The following is a 23,596-nucleotide window of genomic DNA, read 5'->3' on the forward strand; positions in this document are numbered from 1 at the left end:
ACTATTTAACGGGCGAAAATACACATTTTGAACTGAAAAATAGTTAAGTTTGCAGTTAAATAATGTACCTGTAGCCAATTTGCGAATGGTAAACACTAAAATTATAGATAAAATGATGAATTGGAACCAATTAATATCAGCGAAACGTTTCGGAATGGAAGAATTCCATGAGGAACGACAGGAAAACCGATCCGAATTCCAACGGGACTATGACCGTCTTATTTTTTCGGCTCCTTTCCGCAGATTACAGAACAAAACGCAAGTATTCCCTCTACCGGGCAGCGTTTTTGTACACAACCGACTTACGCACAGTCTCGAAGTCGCCAGTGTTGGCCGTTCACTCGGGGACGATGTTGCCAAAGCACTTCTGGAACGTCATCCGGAACTTCAGGATTCTTTCCTGCCGGAGATCGGTTCTATCGTTTCGGCTGCTTGCCTGGCACACGATTTGGGTAATCCGCCTTTCGGTCATTCAGGCGAAAAGGCCATTTCCACTTTTTTCTCTGAAGGGAAAGGAGTTCGCCTGAAAGAGAAACAGCCCAACGGAGAGCAACTTTCTCCGATGGAATGGGAAGATTTAATACATTTTGAAGGAAATGCAAATGCCTTCCGAATACTTACACATCAGTTCGAGGGACGTCGCAAAGGCGGATTCGTTCTAACATACACCACTCTGGCTTCTATCGTAAAATACCCCTTTTCATCGAGCCTTGCAGGAACAAAATCCAAGTTTGGCTTTTTCGTCAGCGAAGAAGAAAGCTTCCGCAAAATTGCAACAGAATTAGGACTGATATTGCTCAACGAACATCCTTTAAAGTATGCACGCCACCCGTTAGTTTATTTGGTTGAAGCGGCAGACGACATTTGCTATCAGATGATGGATATTGAGGATGCATATAAACTGAAGATTCTCACCACAGAAGAGACTAAAGAGCTATTAATGGCCTATTTCAGCGAAGAGCGGCAGGAACATCTCCGAAAAACATTCCTGATTGTTAACGATGTCAACGAGCAAATCGCTTACCTGCGCTCTTCCGTCATCGGTTTATTGATCCGGGAGTGTACCCGTGTCTTTTTAGATCATGAACAAGAAATCCTGTCAGGCACGTTCGAAGGATCACTAATCAAGCGCATAGCCGAGCGTCCGGCAGCAGCCTATAAACACAGCGTCGAAGTATCTATTAATAAAATCTACCGTTCACGGGACGTACTGGATGTTGAACTGGCGGGATTCCGCATCATCAGCACCCTGCTCGAATTGATGATAGATGCCGTAACCTCACCCGAAAAGACTTATTCCAAACTCCTGATCGACCGGGTTTCCAGTCAATACAATATAAAAGCGCCCGTACTCTATGAAAGAATACAGGCGGTACTTGACTATATATCGGGAATGACCGACGTCTTTGCTCTTGATCTTTATCGTAAAATTAACGGGAACAGTTTGCCTGCGGTGTAACCACTTTAGGAGTAAACACCTCTTCCCCTTCACAAGAAGACAATCTCAACGCATCCGGATGGCTTTCAATAAACGTCTGGATGTGTCGAATCCGCTTATCTTCGAGAATTTCGTCTACAGCAATCAGAATACCGGTTTCTTCCACATCACCGAATTCATAATTGATAGCTGTTCCGAACATACGCATAGTAGGGCTTAGGCTCATATATGCATTTACCAACGGAGGAATATTATATCCCAGTTTACGAATTTCACAATTCAATATTTTATAGTCTTCCTTGAAGGAATGCTTGCAAAACAAAGCACTCAGCTCGTCTTCGGAAGTCTCAAGTTTCAGAGGCTCGATCGGAGTGACAAGTTTCTCTTTGTCATAAAAATGTTTCTTAAGGAAATGAAGAATCATATCACGGCCACGACGGTGATAGCTTGGATACATGGTCACTTTGCCAAAGAAATATTTCACATTCGGCATAACAACAGTCAACGCTCCCAATCCATCCCACAGATTATCTAAAGCGAACAATCCTTTACTTCCGGCACGGGTAGACTGATATTCAAGCGTAACGAACGAACGTCCCAACTCAATTGTCTGTGGCAAATATTCTTTAATAAAAGCATCGGAGAAATGAAACATATGGGAAGTAGCCAGAATCGGAGCACCTTTTTCATCAAAACGCACGTCCGTACCAAGCAGATACCGGTAACCACCCAGAATTTCTTCCGCTTCCGGATTCCATACGATCAACTGCTTGTAGGGGTGCTCCATCGTGTCGTATTCATCAATATCCATTGACAGACCTGTACCTCCACCAGCAGCACGGAAAGCTATTTCACGCAAACGACCAATCTCTCTCATCACATTAGGAGCATTCTGATGAGTAATAATATAAATCTGATTATTACTCTTATTCGTCATTCGTAAGCGTCTGTCTTCCGTCAATTCTGCCTTTAGCAGTTCTTTGCTTACCGGTTTAATAATCTCTTCCATATTCCTTGTTATAGTTGTTCTATCAGTTACAGTTTATAAACAATATCCTTTACGTATTCAGCCCACTGCGCAGGAGTTTTCGATTTATCAAAAGTCTGCCAGGGTATAGGTTTGCCAAAAGTGACAGTAAAAGTTTTGTGGCGATTCTTAAACATTTCATCCGCAAGATACAACATAGCAATGTTAAACTTAATGCCCAGTGCCTTGCAAACATTTGCCAGATTGTAAAAGAAGTCAGAATTCCTGCCCCCAAAATGCACGGGTATTACATCACGTTTTGCTTGTATGCTCTTTACTACAAATGTCTTTTTCCATTCCAGGTCGCGAATCACTCCATTCTGACGGCGCGAGCACAGTCCGGCAGGAAACATAATCAGCTGATCGTCGGACTGGAATCCGGCTTCCACCATCTTCGGGAAGTCCTTTGCCTGCTTGCCGGTTTTATTAATAGGTATGCAAAGGGGAGCCAACCCGCGTAGATTCATCAATAAATCATTCACCAGGTATTTCACCTTCCCCTCATAGTGCTTACCTAACACATAACCAAGCGCAACACCATCCTGTCCGCCTAACGGATGATTGGAAACAAAAGTGTACAGACCATCCTTTGGCAAATTCTCAATGCCTTTTACGTCCACTTTCGCATCCAAAAAGCCCATACATGCCTCCAGAAAGTCCACTCCCAGTTTATCCTTCGACTCATTCAGGAATACATTAATTTCATCCTGATGAACAATTTTCTTCAGATAAGAAATCACGAACTTAGGGATGTACTTGTAATGCTTCGGAGCCTTCGTCCGAAGTATCTTATCGACATCGATCAAAAATAAAGAGTCATCAGTCATTCTTTTCAAATAAAAATGATGGCACAAAATTAACGGTTCTTTTTTATTAATCGCAATAATTTGGTAGAAAATGCAGGATTTAAGTTCAGAACACAAAAAAACACCACCCAAAAACTATCAAAAATGACCTAAAAACTATCCGCGGATAGTTTTCGGATAAAAAAACGTCAGTTTTTCCCCTACCGGGTTTCAAAAATTCATGTAAACTTGCAACATCGAAAATAACAAACGAATATTCACCTTTAAAAAGCAACACATTATGAAAAGTTTAAGCTTCAGAAAAGACTTAGTAGGAGTACAAGATGAATTACTACGCTTCGCTTATAAACTGACAACTGACCGTGAAGAAGCAAACGATTTGTTGCAGGAGACATCATTAAAAGCATTAGATAATGAAGATAAATATACCCCTGATACAAATTTCAAAGGATGGATGTATACCATCATGCGCAATATATTCATAAACAACTACCGCAAGGTAGTCCGCGACCAGACATTCATCGACCAGACTGATAATCTTTATCATCTGAATTTGCCACAGGATGGAAGTTCTGAAAATACAGAAAGAGCATACGACCTGAAAGAGATGCACCGTGTAGTTAACAAACTCCCCAAAGAATACAGAGTTCCGTTTGCGATGCACGTTTCAGGATTCAAATACCGTGAAATTGCGGAAAAACTGAACCTCCCGTTGGGTACAGTGAAAAGCCGTATTTTCTTCACGCGCCAGAAATTACAGGAAGAGTTGAAAGACTTCCGCTAAACCTTAACTATATAAAACTTAGTGATTTTGAATCACATATTTCTTTAATGCAGATTTTTAGTTTTGATAATGATTAAAAGGCAGAAATACTCCGGTATATTCTGCCTTTTCTTTTATTGCGAAGATTAGTTGTCCGACACCCGGGTGTCAGCACATACAACACCCGGGTCTCAACCTATCTGACACCCGGGTGTCGGGTGCACTGAGACCCGGGTGTCAGACAAACCTCTATTGCATGAAAAAGAATCTCTCCCACCACATTATTTAAATTTTACCTATACAGACATTTTTTCCGTTCTACGCCCACGGGCTCCCCACCAGTAAAGCATTCTCGAAGGCACATCATTTTCAAGCAAATAGACATTTAACATTCTGTTGAAAACTTCTCTGAAAGTTTTTTATGGAAAGTTGTGGGGAATTGTGGGGAATTTCATACTTTTACGGTCGCTTATTATAATAAGGTAATGATACGTTTTTTAGGAAATATTGAAGCCAGGGCGGACGCCAAAGGAAGGGTGTTCATACCCGCCACCTTCAGGAAGCAATTACAAGCCGCTTCCGAAGAGAGGCTTATTATGCGTAAAGACGTATTTCAGGACTGTTTAACCCTGTACCCCGAGAGCGTGTGGAACGAGGAGTTGAACGAGCTACGTAGTAGACTTAACAAATGGAATAGCAAACACCAACTTATTTTCAGGCAATTCGTGAGCGACGTTGAAATAGTGACACCTGATAGCAACGGGCGCATATTAATTCCGAAACGGTATTTACAGGTTTGCAGTATCCATGGGGATATTCGCTTTATCGGCATCGATAACAAGATAGAGATCTGGGCGAAAGAACGGGCAGAACAGCCTTTCATGTCACCCGAAGAGTTCGGTGCAGCATTAGAAGAAATTATGAACGATGATAATAGACAAGATGGAGAAAGATGAATTGACATATCACGTACCTGTATTGCTGAAAGAAAGCGTTGACGGTATGAATATCCAACCGGATGGAACGTATGTAGACGTTACATTCGGAGGAGCGGGACATTCGCGCGAGATCCTTTCACGGCTCGGAGAAGGCGGACGTCTGCTGGGATTCGACCAGGACGAGGATGCTGAACGGAACATTGTCAACGATACTCATTTCATCTTCGTGCGCAGTAACTTCCGCTATCTGCACAACTTCCTGCGTTATCACAACATCGAACAGGTAGACGCGATCCTGGCCGACCTCGGCGTATCTTCCCATCATTTCGATGATAGCGAACGTGGCTTCTCCTTCCGTTTTGACGGGGCACTGGATATGCGTATGAACAAGCGTGCCGGTATGACAGCAGCAGATATCGTGAATACTTATGATGAAGAACGTCTTGCAAACATCCTCTACCTGTACGGGGAACTAAAGAATAGCCGCAAACTGGCTTCTGTCATCGTTAAAGCCAGAAGCGGACAGAATATCCGGACCATCGGTGAGTTTTTGGAAGTCGTCAAACCGCTTTTCGGTCGTGAACGCGAAAAGAAAGAGCTGGCAAAGGTGTTCCAGGCACTACGAATTGAAGTAAACCAAGAGATGGAGGCGTTGAAGGAGATGTTGCTGGCTGCTACGGAGGCATTAAAGCCGGGCGGCAGACTGGTAGTTATCACCTATCATTCGCTGGAAGACCGAATGGTGAAAAACATCATGAAGACAGGCAATGTAGAAGGAAAAGCGGAAACCGACTTCTTCGGCAATCTGCAAACGCCTTTCCGCCTTGTCAACAATAAGGTAATCGTTCCCGACGAGGCAGAAATAGAACGAAACCCGCGGTCGAGAAGCGCCAAATTACGAATTGCAGAAAAGAAATAAAAAGATATGGAAGAAGAAGTAGTAAACAAGAAAGCAGAAGAGGACAAGAAGAAAAAACGCACCTCTCTGAAGAGTATTCTGGGTGGAGACATTCTGGCTACCGATTTTTTCCGCCGTCAAACGAAGTTGCTGGTACTTATCATGGTATTCATCATCTTCTACATTCACAATCGTTATGCCAGTCAACAGCAACAGATCGAAATAGACCGGCTGAAAAAGGAATTGACAGACATTAAATACGATGCACTGACTCGCAGCTCAGAGCTGATGGAAAAGAGCCGCCAGTCACGCATTGAAGATTATATATCGAGTAAGGAAAGCGATTTGCAAACATCAACCAATCCTCCTTACCTTATTAAATAGATGATAGTGGATAGTTGATAAATGATAGTTAAGCGTTTAAAAGACAAATACTGTGGCAGTTAATAAAAAGAACATAATGACCCGTTACTTCTTCGTCATCCTGTTGATGGCGTTGATAGGAGTAGCTATTGTTGTAAAAGCAGGCATCACCATGTTTGCCGAACGACAATACTGGCAGGATGTGGCTGACCGTTTCGTAAAAGAGAATGTGACGGTAAAACCTAATCGTGGAAACATTATTTCTTCTGACGGTAAACTGATGGCCAGCTCTCTGCCCGAGTACAGAATATATATGGACTTTATGTCCGGTGAAAAGGATGAAAAACGCAGGCAGAAAGATCAGGCACGCCGGGATTCCATCCTCAATGCCAATATGGATTCAATCTGTATCGGACTTCACAAGATATTCCCGGACAAGAGTGCGGCTCAATTCAAGGCACACCTCAAGAAAGGACGCCAGGCAAAAAGCCGCAATTATCTGATTTATCCGAAACGTATCTCCTATATACAATATAAAGAGGTAAAGAGACTGCCTGTATTCTGCTTGAACCGGTATAAAGGCGGATTCAAGGAACAAGCTTACAATCAGCGTAAGAAACCGTTCGGTTCACTGGCTGCCCGTACACTGGGAGATGTGTATGCAGACACAGCCAAAGGAGCGAGAAATGGTATCGAACTTGCTTTCGACACCATCCTGAAAGGGCGGGACGGATTGACACACCGTCAGAAGGTGATGAACAAATACCTGAACATTGTCGATGTGCCACCAGTTGATGGTTGCGATCTGATTAGTACTATCGATGTAGGTATGCAGGATATTTGCGAGAAGGCGTTGGTGGATAAGCTGAAAGAGCTGAATGCGAGCGTGGGTGTGGTGGTATTGATGGAGGTAAGTACGGGAGAAGTGAAAGCCATCGTCAACATGATGCAAGGCAAAGACGGTGAGTACTACGAAATGCGCAACAATGCTATTAGTGATATGCTCGAGCCGGGGTCTACTTTCAAAACGGCCTCTATCATGGTAGCTCTTGAAGACGGAAAGATCACGCCGGACTATGTGGTAGATACCGGCAACGGCCAGATGCCGATGTATGGACGTGTCATGAAAGACCATAACTGGCATCGCGGAGGATATGGAAAGCTGACTGTTACGGAAATTCTAGGGGTTTCGTCCAATGTGGGTACCTCTTATATTATAGACCATTTCTACGGCAGCAACCCGCAGAAATTTGTAGACGGGTTGAAACGGATGAGCATCGACCAGCCGTTACACCTGCAGATTGCGGGAGAAGGAAAACCGAATATACGCGGCCCGAAAGAACGTTATTTTGCAAAGACAACATTGCCGTGGATGAGTATCGGCTACGAGACACAGGTTCCACCGATCAATATTCTCACATTCTATAATGGGATAGCCAACAACGGAGTCACCGTGCGTCCGAAGTTTGTCAAAGCTGCCATGAAGGACGGGGAAGTAGTGAAAGAATATCCGACAGAGGTAATCAATCCCAAGATTTGTTCGGATAAGACTTTGGCACAGATCCGTGAGATTCTCCGAAAAGTGGTTGGTGAAGGACTTGCCAAACCTGCGGGAAGCAAGCAGTTCCACGTTTCAGGAAAAACAGGAACGGCGCAGATTTCACAGGGAGCAGCCGGATACAAAACGGGAAGAACAAATTATCTGGTTAGTTTCTGCGGGTATTTCCCGTCAGAAGCACCTAAATATAGCATGATTGTCTCTATCCAGAAACCGGGATTACCGGCTTCGGGAGGTTTAATGGCAGGTAGTGTGTTCAGCAAGATTGCAGAAAGGGTGTATGCCAAAGACTTGCGGTTACCGCTGACCAATGCGATTGATACTAATTCCGTAGTCATTCCGAATGTAAAAGCCGGAGAGATGCGCGAAGCGCAACGAGTATTGGAAGAGCTGCAGATTAACGTACAAGGCAAAATCGCTGATTCGGGCAAAGAGGTTTGGGGAAATACCCATTCTGCCCCACAAGCTGTGGTTCTTGAGAGCCGGAGCAATATGCAGAATTTTGTACCGAGTGTGATAGGTATGGGAGCGAAAGACGCTGTGTACTTGTTGGAAAGCAAAGGATTGAAAGTCAATCTGGTCGGCGTAGGCAAAGTAAAAAGCCAGTCGATAGCCAACGGAACGATTGTTAAGAAGGGACAGACAGTGACGCTTACGCTTAATTAAAAATTAAAGATTAAAAATTGAATAGAGTGATGTTATTAAATGAGTTACTGAAAGCAATCCAACCGGTAGAGGTAGCCGGAGATTCAAACATAGAAATCACCGGTGTCAACATAGACTCCCGTCTAGTGGAAGCCGGACAGCTATTCATGGCAATGCGTGGCACACAAGCCGACGGCCATGCTTATATACCTGCTGCCATCGCAAAAGGAGCAATCGCCATCCTTTGCGAGGATATGCCGGAAGAACCTGTAGCGGGGATCACCTATGTACGAGTAAAAGACAGCGAAGATGCGGTAGGAAAAATTGCCACTACCTTCTACGGAGACCCGACTTCCAAGTTGGAACTGGTCGGCGTTACCGGGACGAACGGAAAAACAACGATCGCTACCTTATTATATAATACATTCCGTTATTTCGGCTATAAGGTGGGATTGATTTCTACCGTTTGCAATTACATCGATGATGAACCGATTCCGACAGAACATACTACTCCTGATCCAATCACGTTGAACTGTTTGTTGGGACGGATGGCAGATGAAGGATGCAAATATGTGTTCATGGAAGTCAGCTCCCACTCGATTGCACAGAAACGTATCAGTGGATTAAAGTTTGCAGGAGGGATCTTTACCAATTTGACCCGCGACCATCTCGACTATCATAAAACAGTAGAGAACTATCTGAAAGCGAAGAAGAAATTCTTTGACGATCTGCCGAAAAATGCATTCAGCCTGACCAATCTGGACGATAAAAACGGACTGGTAATGACGCAGAACATACGTTCGAAGGTCTATACTTATTCATTGAGAAGCCTTAGCGACTTTAAAGGACGGGTATTAGAGTCTCATTTCGAAGGGATGCTGCTCGACTTCAACAATCATGAACTGGCAGTTCAGTTTATCGGAAAGTTCAATGCTTCCAATTTGTTGGCGGTATTCGGGGCGGCAGTTCTGTTAGGCAAGAAAGAGGAAGAGGTGCTTGTAGCTCTTAGCACACTTCATCCGGTAGCCGGACGCTTCGATGCGGTCCGCTCACCGCAGGGAATTACGGCGATTGTTGATTATGCACATACCCCGGATGCTCTCATTAATGTACTGAACGCTATTCATGGAGTGCTTGAAGGAAAAGGAAAAGTGATTACCGTGGTAGGCGCCGGCGGTAACCGCGACAAGGGCAAACGCCCCATCATGGCAAAGGAAGCTGCCAAAGCGAGTGACCGCGTCATCATCACTTCCGACAATCCGCGCTTTGAAGAGCCGCAAGACATCATCAATGACATGCTTGCCGGACTGGATGCGGAAGATATGAAGAAAACACTAAGCATTGCCGACCGTAAAGAAGCGATTCGCACGGCTTGCATGCTGGCGGAGAAAGGAGATGTAATTCTCGTTGCCGGAAAAGGACATGAGAATTACCAGGAGATAAAAGGAGTGAAACATCATTTTGATGACAAAGAAGTACTCAAAGAAATTTTTAAATAATGAATAGACTGTGCTAATATGCCGACCGGCTTCGTTATCTATCCGACAGCAACCGGCATAACAACACATCAATAAATTGGCAAATTATTTATGTTATACTATCTATTTGAATGGCTACATAAGCTCAATTTTCCAGGAGCGGGAATGTTCGGATATACTTCATTCCGTGCTTTGATGGCGGTTATCCTCGCATTACTTATTTCAAGTATCTGGGGAGATAAGTTCATCAACCTACTCAAAAGGAAACAAATCACAGAAACGCAGCGTGATGCTAAAACCGACCCGTTTGGCGTCAATAAAGTAGGCGTGCCGAGCATGGGAGGTGTCATCATCATTGTAGCCATCCTGATACCTTGTTTATTGTTAGGTAAACTGCATAATATATATATGATACTGATGCTAATCACTACTATATGGTTGGGATCACTCGGATTTGCAGACGACTATATCAAAATCTTCAAAAGAGACAAGGAAGGTTTGCATGGCAAGTTCAAGATTATCGGTCAGGTCGGTTTAGGTTTAATTGTCGGAATGACCTTGTATTTAAGTCCGGACGTAGTGATCCGTGAGAATATCGAAGTTCATAATCCGGGACGGGAGATGGAAGTGATACACGGAACGAATGATCTGAAATCTACCCAGACAACGATTCCTTTTTTCAAGAGCAACAACCTTGATTATGCCGATCTGGTTTCGTTCATGGGAGAACATGCGCAAACAGCCGGATGGATATTGTTCGTCATTGTCACAATCATTGTGGTTACCGCCGTATCAAACGGCGCCAATCTGAATGACGGTATGGACGGAATGGCAGCCGGGAACTCGGCAATTATCGGTGCAACGTTGGGGGTACTGGCCTATGTATCATCGCATATCGAATTTGCAGGCTACCTGAACATCATGTATATTCCGGGCTCGGAAGAACTTGTAATCTATATCTGCGCCTTTATCGGTGCACTGATAGGTTTCTTATGGTACAACGCCTATCCGGCACAAGTATTTATGGGAGATACAGGCAGTCTTACTATTGGCGGTATTATCGCAGTGTTTGCCATCATCATCCACAAAGAGTTGCTGATACCGATTCTTTGCGGTGTATTCCTGGTAGAAAACCTGTCGGTAATCCTGCAACGGGCTTATTATAAGGCGGGAAAACGAAAAGGTGTGAAACAGCGATTGTTCAAGCGTACACCGATTCACGATCACTTCCGCACTTCGATGAGCCTGATTGAACCGGGATGTACGGTGAAATTCACCAAACCCGACCAACTGTTTCATGAATCAAAGATTACCGTCCGGTTCTGGATTGTAACGATTGTATTGGCAGCAATAACGATTATAACGCTTAAAATAAGATAACCGGCAAGGTGCCGGAGCCAGGTTTCCATACGGGAAACAAGTTTTATAGATAGAGAGTATTAACCCGATTATTAACCTTTAAAGATGTGCACAACTAATAGATAAATCAATCAATTAGAAAATAAGGGCACATTATTGTAGATGAAAAGAATAGCAATTTTAGGAGCTGGCGAAAGCGGCGCAGGTGCAGCCGTACTCGCTAAAGTCAAAGGATTTGAGACGTTTGTTTCGGACATGTCCGCCATCAAGGACAAGTATAAGGAACTTCTCGACAGCCATCAAATTGCCTGGGAAGAAGGACACCATACCGAAGAACTCATTCTGAATGCCGACGAGGTTATCAAAAGCCCCGGTATCCCGAATGACGCCCCGATCATCCTGAAACTGAAAGCTCAAGGCACACCGGTGATCTCCGAGATAGAGTTTGCCGGACGCTATACTGATGCCAAAATGATCTGTATTACAGGTTCTAACGGGAAGACCACAACGACTTCCCTGATCTACCATATTTTCAAAAGCGCAGGTCTGAACGTAGGTTTGGCAGGCAACATCGGCAAAAGCCTTGCTTTGCAGGTAGCCGAAGATTACCACGATTACTATATTATCGAACTTAGCTCTTTCCAGCTGGATAATATGTATAACTTCCGTGCGAACATCGCCGTATTGATGAACATCACTCCGGACCATCTTGATCGCTACGACCATTGTATGCAGAATTACATCGACGCTAAATTCCGCATCACCCAAAACCAAACACCGGACGATGCTTTCATCTTCTGGAACGATGACCCTATCATCAGACAGGAACTGGCAAAACATGGTCTGAAAGCTCACTTGTATCCTTTTGCCGCTGTAAAAGAGGATGGAGCGATTGCATACGTAGAAGATCACGAAGTGAAAATCACCGAACCGATTGCCTTCAACATGGAGCAAGAGGAACTGGCCCTGACAGGACAACACAACCTGTACAACTCTTTAGCCGCCGGTATCTCGGCAAACCTTGCCGGCATTGCCAAAGAAAACATCCGCAAGGCCCTCTCCGATTTCAAGGGAGTGGAACATCGGTTGGAAAAGGTGGCACGTGTGCGCGGAATTGATTTTATTAACGACTCTAAAGCCACGAATGTCAACTCCTGCTGGTATGCCCTGCAAAGCATGACTACCAAAACGGTATTGATTCTCGGTGGTAAAGATAAAGGAAACGACTATACTGAAATTGAAGACCTGGTACGCGAAAAATGTTCAGCACTGGTATATCTGGGACTTCATAACGAAAAGCTTCACGAATTCTTCGACCGTTTCGGTCTGCCGGTAGCCGATGTGCAAACCGGCATGAAAGATGCCGTAGAAGCAGCATATAAACTGGCAAAGAAAGGTGAAACGGTATTATTAAGTCCTTGCTGCGCTTCTTTCGACCTCTTCAAGAGTTACGAAGACCGTGGCGACCAATTTAAAGAATGTGTCCGTGCCCTTTAATTTCTAATTATTAATTTTTAAATTCTGCAAGATTGGATTTATTAAAGAACATATTCAAAGGTGACAAGGTAATCTGGATTATCTTCCTCTGTCTCTGCCTCATCTCGATCATCGAGGTGTTTTCGGCAGCGTCGACGCTGACTTACAAAAGTGGCGACCATTGGGGGCCGATTACGCAACACTCCATCATCCTGATGGTGGGAGCTGTGGTAGTCGTATTTCTGCATAATGTTCCCTACAAATGGTTCCAGGTATTTCCGGTCTTTCTATATCCGGTATCTCTGGTTCTACTGGCATTTGTCACGCTGATGGGCATCATCACAGGCGACCGTGTCAACGGGGCCGCCCGTTGGATGACCTTTATGGGATTGCAATTCCAGCCATCGGAATTGGCAAAGATGGCGGTAATCATTGCCGTCTCATTCATCCTGTCCAAAAGGCAGGACGAATATGGGGCCAATCCGAATGCCTTTAAATATATCATGATCCTCACCGGACTGGTATTCCTGCTCATCGCACCGGAAAACCTTTCGACAGCAATGCTGCTGTTCGGAGTGGTATGTATGATGATGTTCATCGGACGGGTATCTTCCAAGAAACTGTTCGGGATGTTGGGGATATTGGGGCTTGTAGGCGGTGTTGCCGTAGGCATACTGATGGCTATTCCCGCCAAAACACTGCACAACACTCCGGGACTTCACCGTTTCGAAACGTGGCAGAATCGTGTTTCCGGTTTCTTTGAGAAAGAAGAAGTGCCGGCAGCCAAATTTGATATTGACAAAGACGCACAGATTGCACACGCGCGAATCGCTATTGCTACCAGCCATGTAGTAGGCAAAGGTCCGGGAAACTCGATACAACGCGACTTCCTTAGCCAGGCATTCTCCGATTTTATCTTCGCGATTGTGATTGAAGAAATGGGACTGGTAGGAGGAATATTTGTGGTGTTCCTCTATTTATGGTTGCTGATGCGAGCCGGACGAATCGCCCAAAAGTGCGAGCGAACCTTCCCCGCCTTTCTCGTCATGGGTATTGCGCTGTTGTTGGTATCACAGGCAATACTGAATATGATGGTTGCCGTCGGGTTATTCCCCGTCACCGGACAACCCCTGCCTCTGGTCAGCAAAGGAGGTACAAGTACGTTAATCAACTGCGCTTATATCGGAATGATATTAAGCGTAAGCCGATATACCGCTCACCTGGAAGAACAGAAAGCGCACGATGCACAGATCCAACTGCAAATAGAGGCGGATGCCGCAGCCAATTCGGAAGCACAGGCCGCAGCCGAACCGACAGCACAGATTCTGAACAGCGACGCCAAATTTGAAGATGAGCATGATAGCAGAAACAATGAACGGTAAATGTTGAGAAAGGACAGAAGAAAACAGAATGATGGAAAAAGAACTTAGAATTATCATCAGCGGTGGAGGAACAGGAGGACATATCTTTCCTGCCGTCTCTATCGCAAACGCTATAATAGAGCTACGCCCCGACGCAGAAATTCTCTTTGTAGGCGCTGAAGGACGTATGGAAATGCAACGGGTTCCCGATGCAGGCTACCGGATTATCGGACTTCCGATAGCCGGATTCGACCGCAAACATTTATGGAAAAATGTATCCGTATTGATTAAACTGATGCGCAGCCAATGGAAAGCGCGCAAAGTAATCAAAAACTTCCGCCCGCAAGTGGCGGTAGGTGTAGGCGGATATGCAAGCGGGCCAACACTAAAGACTGCCGGAATGATGGGAGTCCCCACATTAATCCAGGAGCAAAACTCGTATGCCGGAGTAACTAATAAACTCCTGGCACAGAAAGCTCGTAAGATTTGTGTAGCTTATGACGGAATGGAAAAGTTCTTCCCCGCCGACAAGATCATCATGACGGGTAATCCCGTCCGCCAGAACCTGACAAAGGATATGCCGTCAAAAGAAGAAGCGCTAGGTTCTTTCCACTTACAGTCCGGCAAAAAGACAATCCTGATTGTAGGTGGCAGCTTGGGTGCACGCACCATCAACAACACGCTGACAGCCAGTCTGACAACCATCAAGGAAAACACGGACGTGCAGTTTATCTGGCAAACGGGCAAATACTATTACCCGCAAGTAACAGAAGCCGTAAAAGCGGCAGGAGCACTTCCGAATTTATATGTAACGGATTTCATCAAAGATATGGCAGCCGCTTATGCAGCAGCCGATCTGGTTATCTCCCGTGCGGGAGCAGGTTCCATTTCTGAATTCTGCCTGCTACACAAACCTGTTATCTTAGTGCCCTCGCCCAACGTGGCAGAAGATCACCAGACGAAGAACGCCTTAGCGTTGGTGAACAAACAGGCAGCTATCTACGTCAAAGACAGTGAAGCGGAAACCACTTTGATGGACGTAGCCCTGTCCACCGTCAACGACGAGCAGAAACTGAAAGAACTAACAGAGAATATCGCTAAACTGGCTTTACCCGATTCAGCGAGAATCATCGCACAAGAGGTCATTAAGCTGGCGGAAGCAAAGAACAGATAAATGGACGATCGGATTACGCAGATTGAAGTAACGGCACAATGCCCGTATCAAACAACGTAATCTGCACTAAAATAAAAAGACAGAAGAAATGAATATAGAAACGATAAAATCAGTCTATTTCGTAGGTGCCGGCGGCATCGGTATGAGCGCACTTGTACGCTACTTCCTTTTCAAAGGAAAGGTAGTGGCAGGATATGACCGTACTCCTACTCCATTGACTGAAACGCTAATCTCCGAAGGCGCACAAATACATTATGAAGAAAACGTCGACCTGATTCCCGCAGCCTGCAAAGACAAGGAAAGTACGTTAGTCATATACACTCCGGCCGTTCCGCAGGAACACGAAGAACTCGTTTATTTCCATAACAACGGATTCGAAATACAGAAACGCGCCCAAGTATTGGGAACGATTACCCACTCAAGCAAAGGTCTGTGTGTGGCAGGTACCCACGGGAAAACAACCACATCGACTATGACAGCTCATCTGTTCCACCAGTCGCACGTGGAATGTACCGCTTTTCTCGGAGGAATCTCAAAGAATTACGGCACCAACCTGCTGCTTTCTCAAGCAAGCCCTTACACAGTGATTGAAGCAGATGAATTCGACCGTTCTTTCCACTGGCTGTCACCCTATATGACCGTAATCACGTCTACCGACCCCGATCATCTGGACATCTACGGAACAGAGCAAGCCTATCTGGAAAGTTTCGAACATTACACCACGCTAATCCAACCGGGTGGCGCACTGATTATCCGCAAAGGCATCTCTCTGCAACCCAAAGTGCAGCCGGGCGTTCGTGTCTACACTTACTCACGTGACGAAGGCGACTTCCATGCAGAAAACATCCGTATCGGAAACGGAGAGATATTCATCGACTTTGTTGCTCCGGACACCCGTATCAACGACATCCAACTGGGAATCCCGGTAAGTATCAACATAGAAAATGGCGTAGCCGCCATGGCATTGGCACACCTCAACGGAGTGACCGATGAAGAGATAAAAAGAGGTATGGCAAGTTTCCGCGGAGTAGACCGCCGGTTCGACTTCAAACTCAAGAACGACCGGATTGTCTTTCTAAGTGACTACGCACACCACCCCTCTGAAATCAAACAGAGCGTGCTGTCTATGCGCGAACTTTACAAGGACAAGAAGATCACAGCCATCTTCCAGCCTCATCTCTATACCCGCACCCGCGACTTCTATCAGGATTTTGCCGATAGTCTGTCGTTACTCGACGAAGTGATTCTGGTAGACATCTACCCGGCACGCGAAGCACCAATTCCGGGTGTCACCAGCAAACTGATTTATGATAATCTCCGTCCGGGTATCGAAAAAAGTATGTGCAAAAAGGAAGAGATACTGAACATTCTGAAAGATAAAAACATTGAAGTATTAATTACTTTAGGAGCCGGAGACATCGATAACTATGTCCCCGAAATAAAGGAACTATTAGAAAAAAGATAAATGAATAATCACCCGGCAGCCTGTCCGAAACAGTGCAAGCATTTTAATTTTTAATCTTTAATTTTTGATTATGATTAAAAGAATCCTTCTATCCATCGTCATGCTGGTGCTCATAGCTTACCTTGCCGTAGCTATCACCGCTTTCAACCGCAAGCCTGCCGACCAGACCTGCCGTGACATGGAATTGGTTATCAAGGATACCGCATACGCCGGCTTCATCACCAAAGAAGAGCTGAAAGGTATCCTTCAGCAGAAAGGGATCTACCCCATCGGGAAGAAGATGGAACGCATCTCCACCAAGTCACTGGAACGGGAACTAAGCAAACATCCGTTGATTGACGAAGCCGAATGCTACAAAACACCCAGCGGCAAAGTATGCGTGGAAGTGACACAGCGTATTCCTATCCTCCGGGTCATGAGCGCCAACGGCCAAAACTACTACCTTGACAACAAAGGAACTATCATGCCACCGGAAGCAAAATGTGTCGCTCACCGGGTAATTGTCACCGGAAACGTAGAAAAGTCGTTTGCAATGAAGGATTTATATAAGTTTGGTGTATTTTTGCATAATAATAAATTCTGGGACGCCCAGATAGAGCAGATCCATGTGTTGCCCGACCAGAACATCGAATTGGTGCCGCGTGTGGGAGACCATCTGGTCTATCTCGGAAAACTGGAGAACTTTGAAGATAAACTGGCACGTTTGAAGGAGTTCTACAAAAAAGGACTCAACCGGGTAGGCTGGAACAAATATTCACGTATCAATCTCGAATTCAGCAACCAGATTATCTGTACAAAACGAGAGTAGTTGATAAGTGATAGATGATAAGTAAACAGTCTCTCTATATAGTAAATTGTAAATAGTAAAATAGTAAATTAAATAACCCTATGGCAACAACAGAATTTATCGCCGCTATTGAACTTGGTTCATCGAAGATAACCGGTGTGGCCGGAAGAAAGAACAGTGACGGAAGCATGCAGGTATTAGCGTATGCCCAGGAAGACTCTTCTACGTTCATTCGTAAAGGAGTAATCTTTAACCTGGACAAGACAGCGCAAAGCCTGACTTCAATCATCAACAGACTGGAAGGTGAGTTGAAAAACTCAATTGCCAAGGTATATGTAGGCATCGGCGGACAATCACTCCGCACCGTCCGCAATGTAGTAAGCCGCGACCTGGAGGAAGAAGCTATCATATCCGAAGAGCTTGTAAGCGCTATCGGTGATGAGAACATTGCCATCCCGGTGGTCGATATGGATATATTGGACGTAGCTCCACAAGAATATAAGGTAGGTAATAACCTGCAAGCCAATCCGGTAGGTCTGGTAGGAAGCCACATCGAAGGACGTTTCCTCAATATCGTTGCCCGTGCTTCCGTACGTAAGAACTTGGAGCACTGTTTCCAACAGGCTAAAATTGATATTGCCGACCAACTGATCGCTCCGTTAGTAACCGCAAATGCCGTACTGACAGAAAGCGAACGCCGTTCGGGTTGTGCACTGATCGACTTCGGAGCAGACACAACTACCATCTCTGTATATAAGAATAACATTCTCCGCTTCCTGACTGTATTGCCTTTGGGAGGCAACAGCATCACGCGTGACATCACCACCCTGCAAATGGAGGAGGAAGAAGCCGAACGCCTGAAAAAAGCCTACGGCGACGCCCTCTATGAAGAGGACCCCGAACAGGAAGAAGCAACCTGCAAACTGGATGATGACAACCGTATCATCAAAGTGGCGGATCTTAACAATATCATCGAAGCCCGTGCCGAGGAAATCGTTGCCAACGTATGGAACCAGATACAACTATCGAGCTACGAGGACAAACTGCTGGCAGGAATCATCCTGACAGGAGGAGCCGCCAACCTGAAGAATCTGGACGAAACCTTGCGCAAACGCAGTAAGATAGAAAAGATACGGATGGCGAAACTCCCACGCAATACGGTTCATGCGCCCAACAACATACTGAAGAAAGACGGTTCGCAGAACACTTTGTTCGGACTCCTGTTTGAAGGCAACCAGAACTGCTGCCTGACGGAAACTGCTCCGCAAGCCGCTCCTGCACCATCAGTCTCCAAACCGGAGCCGGAAGTGCATAAGACAGTGGATATGTTTGAGGACGATCAGGAACTGAAAGAACAGGCCCGCATCGCCCGTCTCAAGAAAGAGGAAGAAGAGCGGGAAGCCAAGCTAGCCGCCAAAGAAGCGGAAAAACTTCGCAAGCAAAAGGAAAAGGAAGAGAAAGAAAGACGGAAAAGAGAAGCAGGTCCGAGTTGGATTCAACGCAAGATCGATTCGTTGACGAAAGAAATCTTCTCCGACGACGATATGAAGTAACCTTCAGCAGCTTGTTAATCAATATTCATAATTCGTAATTCATAATTCAATCAAGATATGGACGAGATAGTACAATTCGATTTCCCGACAGATTCGCCGAAGATCATCAAAGTGATTGGTGTAGGTGGTGGTGGTGGTAACGCTGTAAACCACATGTACCGGGAAGGCATCCATGATGTAACGTTCGTTCTTTGTAACACGGACAACCAGGCATTAGCCGAATCACCTGTCCCGGTGAAACTGCAACTGGGCCGTAGCATCACGCAAGGGCTTGGAGCCGGCAACCGTCCCGAACGGGCACGCGACGCCGCCGAAGAAAGTATAGAAGATATCAGAAACCAGCTGAACGACGGCACCAAGATGGTATTCATCACCGCCGGAATGGGAGGAGGAACCGGAACGGGAGCTGCTCCGGTCATCGCCCGCATTGCGAAGGAAATGGATATTCTGACTGTCGGTATCGTCACCATCCCCTTTATCTTCGAAGGAGAAAAGAAAATTATCCAGGCACTGGACGGCGTAGAGCGCATCGCCCAGCATGTTGATGCCTTGCTGGTTATCAACAACGAACGCCTGCGCGAAATATACGCCGACCTTACCTTTATGAACGCTTTCGGCAAAGCCGATGATACTCTTTCCATTGCTGCCAAAAGTATTGCCGAGATTATCACCATGCGGGGTACGGTTAACCTTGACTTTGCCGATGTGAAAACCATCCTGAAAGATGGTGGAGTAGCAATCATGAGTACCGGATTCGGCGAAGGAGAAAATCGTGTGACGAAAGCAATCGACGATGCCCTGCATTCTCCGTTGCTCAACAACAATGATATCTTCAATGCCAAGAAAGTAATGTTGAACGTATCTTTCTGCCCGTCATCGGAACTGATGATGGAGGAAATGAACGAGATACACGAGTTCATGAGCAAATTCCGCGAAGGGGTGGAAGTGATTTGGGGCGTTGCCATCGACAACTCACTAGAAACAAGAGTAAAAATCACCGTATTGGCAACCGGATTCGGTGTGGAAGACGTTCCCGGAATGGACAGCCTGCACGCTGCACGCAGCCAGGAAGAGGAAGAACGCCAACTGCAACTGGAAGAGGAAAAAGAAAAGAACAAGGAACGTATCCGCAAGGCATACGGCGAAAGTGCCAGCAACATCGGAAGCAAGAGCCTCCGCAAACGCCGCCACATCTATCTTTTCAACACGGAAGATCTGGACAACGACGACATCATCGCCATGGTAGAAGATTCTCCCACTTATATGCGTGATAAGACTACTCTTACCAAAATCCGGACGAAAGCCGCTCTGGAAGAGGAAGTAGCCACGGAAGAAGCTACAGATGACAACGGTGTGATTACGTTCTAAACAAAGAACTAAGAACGAAAATTATAAACTCGCAAAATCAGGCTTCAGTTATAATTTTTAATCTTTAATTTTTAATTATAATAGTATGGATTTATTCGATCAAGTCAGCGAAGACATTAAAACCGCAATGAAGGCGAAAGACAAAGTAGCCCTTGAAACTTTGAGAAATATAAAGAAGTTCTTCCTAGAAGCTAAGACTGCCCCGGGAGCTAACGATATATTGACAGATGATGCTGCTCTGAAGATTATCCAGAAACTTGTGAAACAAGGAAAAGATTCTGCTGAAATCTATATCGGACAGGGTCGTCAGGATTTGGCTGACGTAGAATTAGGCCAGGTAGCGGTTATGGAGAAATACCTGCCGAAACAAATGACTGCCGAAGAACTGGAAGCTGCATTGAAGGAAATTATCGCTGAAACAGGTGCTACAAGCGGTAAAGATATGGGTAAAGTTATGGGAGTTGCCTCCAAGAAGTTGGCAGGTCTTGCAGAAGGACGTGCCATTTCTGCAAAAGTGAAAGAGCTTTTGGGATAACCTCCGGGACTTCCACAGAAGATTTTATTTTGATTTTATCTTGCACCCTACACTAACCAGAGTTTATCTATTTGATTAATAGCAGTATAAACCCGTGCAAGATACTGTTGCAGATGCGTGCAAGATGTTTTATCTTACACACATCTGCAACTTTCTTTTATAGTAGCAACACCTCTTATCTTTTGTATAGAGCATTAGTTCACAGTATAAGAACACATTGTTTCAACGTCAAAAACACTTTGTTTAGAGCCTAGAAACAAAGTGTTTCGATATAGCAAACAGCCTGTTTCAAGGCATGAAACAGTTACTCTTCCATTGTATACGACCCATTCTGTGTAGTATAAGTTGATTTTAAAGCCGTAATTATCCGATTTTATCACGAAATATCGGTGTAATAACGTGCAAACGAAGATTATTCTTTCATCGTTTGTCATGAAATCTATATCCAAGCCCCAACATCAAGTTATTAGGATCTTTAAATTTGCTCAACTGATATCCCACATGCAAAAACAAATGTCGGGTGACATAGGTTTTGAGAGCCAAAATCTGGTAAAACCCTTTTGTATCATCCCCACTGCATATCAGATTTCGCCCAATACCTGCATTGATTGAAAAAATAGGCATCACCCATTCTGCCCGGAGAGACAAACCAACAGCAAATTGTTCCCGGAAAGGAGGACGATGAAACTTTAAATCGTCCATAAAGCTTCCTTCCAGTTTATAGTCTTTAATATTGGCACTCTCGTCATACTGTGCATCCAGAGAAAGCCCGGCACGAAAATAGTTGTTAAAATTATACATCGGAGCGAAATTGAGCCCGGCAACACCAAATGAACCGGGCACCAAACTTGGTACGCCATCTTTTACAAACCCTCTTTTACGTGTAGCTCCGTATATCACCAGGTCATAGCTGATATGCGGCTTCACATAAAGGCGTTTGGGAACATCTGTGGATGCATCCTCTTCACCGAACGTACGTACCACTCCGATTCTTCCTCCAATAACATTAAGTCCCCCATTAGGATAATGTGTATTTCCATTGGAAAAATGTGTGAGATCTACACCTGCTGCCAGTTTCCATTGCGGATGAAGTTGCCAATTCAATACCAAACCTAAATTGATATATGCATTGATTTTAGAACCAATAACTTCATTCTGCGGATAGTATTGCCCGTCATATTTCTTCCAACCGAAAGATGCACCGAAATTCCACTCATAATCAAATGACAGACGAGGTGAAACTTGCATAATACGTGCGCCCTGAAAGGCATATACCGCCACGGGATTTCCCAATTCAGCGGGACAGTAGAAAGTATTATATGAAATACCTATCCCCTGATAAGCATGAGGATACAATCTACCCAAATTGGAGTCTTTGCTAAACCGGAAAGCATATTTCAAATGCAGGGAAAGTGATTGGTTAATCCTTTTCTGTTGCGCATTATCTCCTTCGAGGAAACTATTTGTCGGAGCCACATAACCGGGACGAATGTCAAAACCAATCTGGTGGATAGGCGCATATTTTATGCTGTCGTGTTGCTGTTCGACTGGTTGCACAACTGTCTGTGCCTCTAACTTTCCGCCAACTGCCGAGAAAGCTAATAAGCAAATCATATACAGCAATCGTCCGGTATTCATATTTCTATTCATTGATGTCCTCGCGTTTTATGTGATAGTCTACAGGCATTTTACTTTGCAGCATACCGGTGATGATTCGTTGCTTTTTGGTTTTAGGGTGAAAAGCATAGAGAGTGTATTGCGTTTCAAACCGCTCATACTCTAGCATCAAGGTGATTCGCTGAGTAGTAAAAGGTGGAATGAGGATTTCTTTCTGTTCTGTGTTATGGTAAGGAAAGGATTGTTTTGTAGAGATATATTGCGCCTTTTTACCATTCATCTCCAAATATCTACTCTTAATGCTCGGTATCTCTACTGTCAGATTACTTTCTCCCAATAATTGAAAAGCCTCGGGCATATAGCTTGTGAATATCACTTCATGTTGAACATCCTCATAAGGAGATAACAGATAGGGGTATGGAATGTCCCAATAGTTAGGTTGTACAAAACTATTTTGTGTCTCTATCACCTTTCCGTAAGAATACATATCTAAAGAATAAGTGATATGATCGAACACATACCTGTCCGACGGTGAAATTTCAACATATATATCTTGCGACTCATATTCGTTGCCTACTACAAGCATTAATCGAAAGTGAGTAGAACGAGCGTTCTCGTCCACCGTTATCTTCAATTCTTTAGGATTGTTGCGATCGACAGTGAAACCTATCAACTCCTCGTCGCACACAATCTTGCCCAATCCCTTCAAGTATGGGATTTGATCCGTCATTATCAGATTACCATTCTCATCAAAAACTTTATATGGATAGGAAAAACTTTCATCGTAATTATACATCCCAAATAAATCCCAATTGGAAGATGCAAATCGGATCGTCGCGACATCACCGTTTCCGTCCAAAGTAAGTTCTGAATCGGAAGATCGGAAATCATCAACAAATACATCACCGTTACAACTATAGAGTCCCAATAGAATAAGAAAATAAGTCGTGAAGTTTATGAATGTTTTCATGTTGTTTTCTCTCTTGT

At 44.7% G+C, this 23,596-nt stretch carries 20 protein-coding genes; 16 read left to right on the top strand and 4 right to left on the bottom strand.

Going from position 1 to position 23,596, the window contains the following annotated elements; genetic code table 11:
* Positions 1–112 precede the first annotated feature (112 nt).
* On the top strand, positions 113–1,459 hold the full coding sequence (locus NQ505_RS03140) for a deoxyguanosinetriphosphate triphosphohydrolase (protein WP_004307333.1): 1,347 nt from the start codon (positions 113–115) through the stop codon (positions 1,457–1,459).
* Here the strand turns inward: NQ505_RS03140 and NQ505_RS03145 are convergent.
* Together NQ505_RS03145 and NQ505_RS03150 are read right to left on the bottom strand one after the other, a co-directional pair.
* On the bottom strand, positions 1,431–2,447 hold the full coding sequence (locus tag NQ505_RS03145) for a GNAT family N-acetyltransferase (protein ID WP_004324397.1): 1,017 nt from the start codon (positions 2,445–2,447) through the stop codon (positions 1,431–1,433). The genes NQ505_RS03140 and NQ505_RS03145 overlap by 29 nt on opposite strands.
* A 26-nt stretch (positions 2,448–2,473) precedes the next feature.
* Entirely contained in the window at positions 2,474–3,292 is an 819-nt protein-coding gene (locus NQ505_RS03150; protein ID WP_008998120.1) for a 1-acyl-sn-glycerol-3-phosphate acyltransferase, read from the bottom strand.
* A 259-nt stretch (positions 3,293–3,551) separates the two neighbouring features.
* On the opposite strand from NQ505_RS03150, the gene NQ505_RS03155 reads away from it, so the two are divergent.
* The 15 genes from NQ505_RS03155 (at position 3,552) to NQ505_RS03225 (ending at position 20,992) form a co-directional block, all read left to right on the top strand.
* The gene (locus NQ505_RS03155; RefSeq protein WP_004298201.1) at positions 3,552–4,055 is read left to right on the top strand and encodes an RNA polymerase sigma factor; all 504 of its coding nucleotides are present in this window, start codon (positions 3,552–3,554) and stop codon (positions 4,053–4,055) included.
* Positions 4,056–4,519: 464 nt separating this feature from the next.
* The gene (gene mraZ, locus NQ505_RS03160; protein ID WP_008998121.1) at positions 4,520–4,990 is read left to right on the top strand and encodes a division/cell wall cluster transcriptional repressor MraZ; all 471 of its coding nucleotides are present in this window, start codon (positions 4,520–4,522) and stop codon (positions 4,988–4,990) included.
* Positions 4,977–5,891 (top strand): 16S rRNA (cytosine(1402)-N(4))-methyltransferase RsmH, encoded by a 915-nt coding sequence (rsmH, locus tag NQ505_RS03165; protein ID WP_032853270.1) that lies wholly within the window; start codon positions 4,977–4,979, stop codon positions 5,889–5,891. Before mraZ ends, rsmH begins: the two co-directional genes overlap by 14 nt.
* Before the next feature lie 6 nt (positions 5,892–5,897).
* A complete protein-coding gene (locus NQ505_RS03170; protein WP_004298204.1) occupies positions 5,898–6,254 on the top strand; it encodes an FtsL-like putative cell division protein in 357 nt (118 codons plus the stop codon).
* Positions 6,255–6,330: 76 nt separating this feature from the next.
* On the top strand, positions 6,331–8,457 hold the full coding sequence (locus tag NQ505_RS03175; RefSeq protein ID WP_004307341.1) for a penicillin-binding protein: 2,127 nt from the start codon (positions 6,331–6,333) through the stop codon (positions 8,455–8,457).
* Between the two features lie 29 nt (positions 8,458–8,486).
* Positions 8,487–9,935: a UDP-N-acetylmuramoyl-L-alanyl-D-glutamate--2,6-diaminopimelate ligase gene (locus NQ505_RS03180; RefSeq protein WP_008998123.1), complete on the top strand. Its 1,449-nt coding sequence runs from the start codon at positions 8,487–8,489 to the stop codon at positions 9,933–9,935.
* 90 nt (positions 9,936–10,025) lie between these two features.
* Complete coding sequence (locus NQ505_RS03185) at positions 10,026–11,294, top strand: phospho-N-acetylmuramoyl-pentapeptide-transferase (RefSeq protein WP_004307345.1); 1,269 nt, start codon at positions 10,026–10,028, stop codon at positions 11,292–11,294.
* A 141-nt stretch (positions 11,295–11,435) separates the two neighbouring features.
* On the top strand, positions 11,436–12,770 hold the full coding sequence (murD, locus tag NQ505_RS03190; protein WP_008998124.1) for a UDP-N-acetylmuramoyl-L-alanine--D-glutamate ligase: 1,335 nt from the start codon (positions 11,436–11,438) through the stop codon (positions 12,768–12,770).
* Positions 12,771–12,802: 32 nt separating this feature from the next.
* The gene (locus tag NQ505_RS03195) at positions 12,803–14,131 is read left to right on the top strand and encodes an FtsW/RodA/SpoVE family cell cycle protein (protein WP_004298209.1); all 1,329 of its coding nucleotides are present in this window, start codon (positions 12,803–12,805) and stop codon (positions 14,129–14,131) included.
* A 31-nt stretch (positions 14,132–14,162) separates the two neighbouring features.
* A complete protein-coding gene (gene murG, locus NQ505_RS03200; RefSeq protein ID WP_008649233.1) occupies positions 14,163–15,284 on the top strand; it encodes an undecaprenyldiphospho-muramoylpentapeptide beta-N-acetylglucosaminyltransferase in 1,122 nt (373 codons plus the stop codon).
* An 88-nt stretch (positions 15,285–15,372) separates the two neighbouring features.
* Complete coding sequence (gene murC, locus NQ505_RS03205; RefSeq protein ID WP_004324392.1) at positions 15,373–16,749, top strand: UDP-N-acetylmuramate--L-alanine ligase; 1,377 nt, start codon at positions 15,373–15,375, stop codon at positions 16,747–16,749.
* Positions 16,750–16,819: 70 nt separating this feature from the next.
* Positions 16,820–17,557, top strand: coding sequence for a cell division protein FtsQ/DivIB (locus NQ505_RS03210; RefSeq protein ID WP_004298212.1), 738 nt, complete (start codon positions 16,820–16,822; stop codon positions 17,555–17,557).
* Between the two features lie 80 nt (positions 17,558–17,637).
* Positions 17,638–19,089 carry a cell division protein FtsA gene (gene ftsA / locus NQ505_RS03215; RefSeq protein WP_008998126.1) on the top strand — a complete coding sequence of 484 codons (1,452 nt, stop codon included), beginning with the start codon at positions 17,638–17,640 and terminating at the stop codon, positions 19,087–19,089.
* A gap of 57 nt (positions 19,090–19,146) precedes the next feature.
* Entirely contained in the window at positions 19,147–20,457 is a 1,311-nt protein-coding gene (gene ftsZ / locus NQ505_RS03220; protein WP_004307359.1) for a cell division protein FtsZ, read from the top strand.
* Positions 20,458–20,542: 85 nt separating this feature from the next.
* Positions 20,543–20,992 carry a GatB/YqeY domain-containing protein gene (locus NQ505_RS03225; protein WP_004298215.1) on the top strand — a complete coding sequence of 150 codons (450 nt, stop codon included), beginning with the start codon at positions 20,543–20,545 and terminating at the stop codon, positions 20,990–20,992.
* 420 nt (positions 20,993–21,412) lie between these two features.
* Here the strand turns inward: NQ505_RS03225 and NQ505_RS03230 are convergent, their stop codons facing one another.
* Entirely contained in the window at positions 21,413–22,642 is a 1,230-nt protein-coding gene (locus NQ505_RS03230) for an acyloxyacyl hydrolase (RefSeq protein ID WP_008998127.1), read from the bottom strand.
* The gene (locus NQ505_RS03235) at positions 22,635–23,579 is read right to left on the bottom strand and encodes a hypothetical protein (RefSeq protein ID WP_008998128.1); all 945 of its coding nucleotides are present in this window, start codon (positions 23,577–23,579) and stop codon (positions 22,635–22,637) included. The genes NQ505_RS03230 and NQ505_RS03235 overlap by 8 nt, the downstream gene beginning before the upstream one ends.
* Positions 23,580–23,596 lie beyond the last annotated feature (17 nt).

The organism is Bacteroides sp. D2 (assembly GCF_025147085.1).
Classification (GTDB): domain Bacteria; phylum Bacteroidota; class Bacteroidia; order Bacteroidales; family Bacteroidaceae; genus Bacteroides.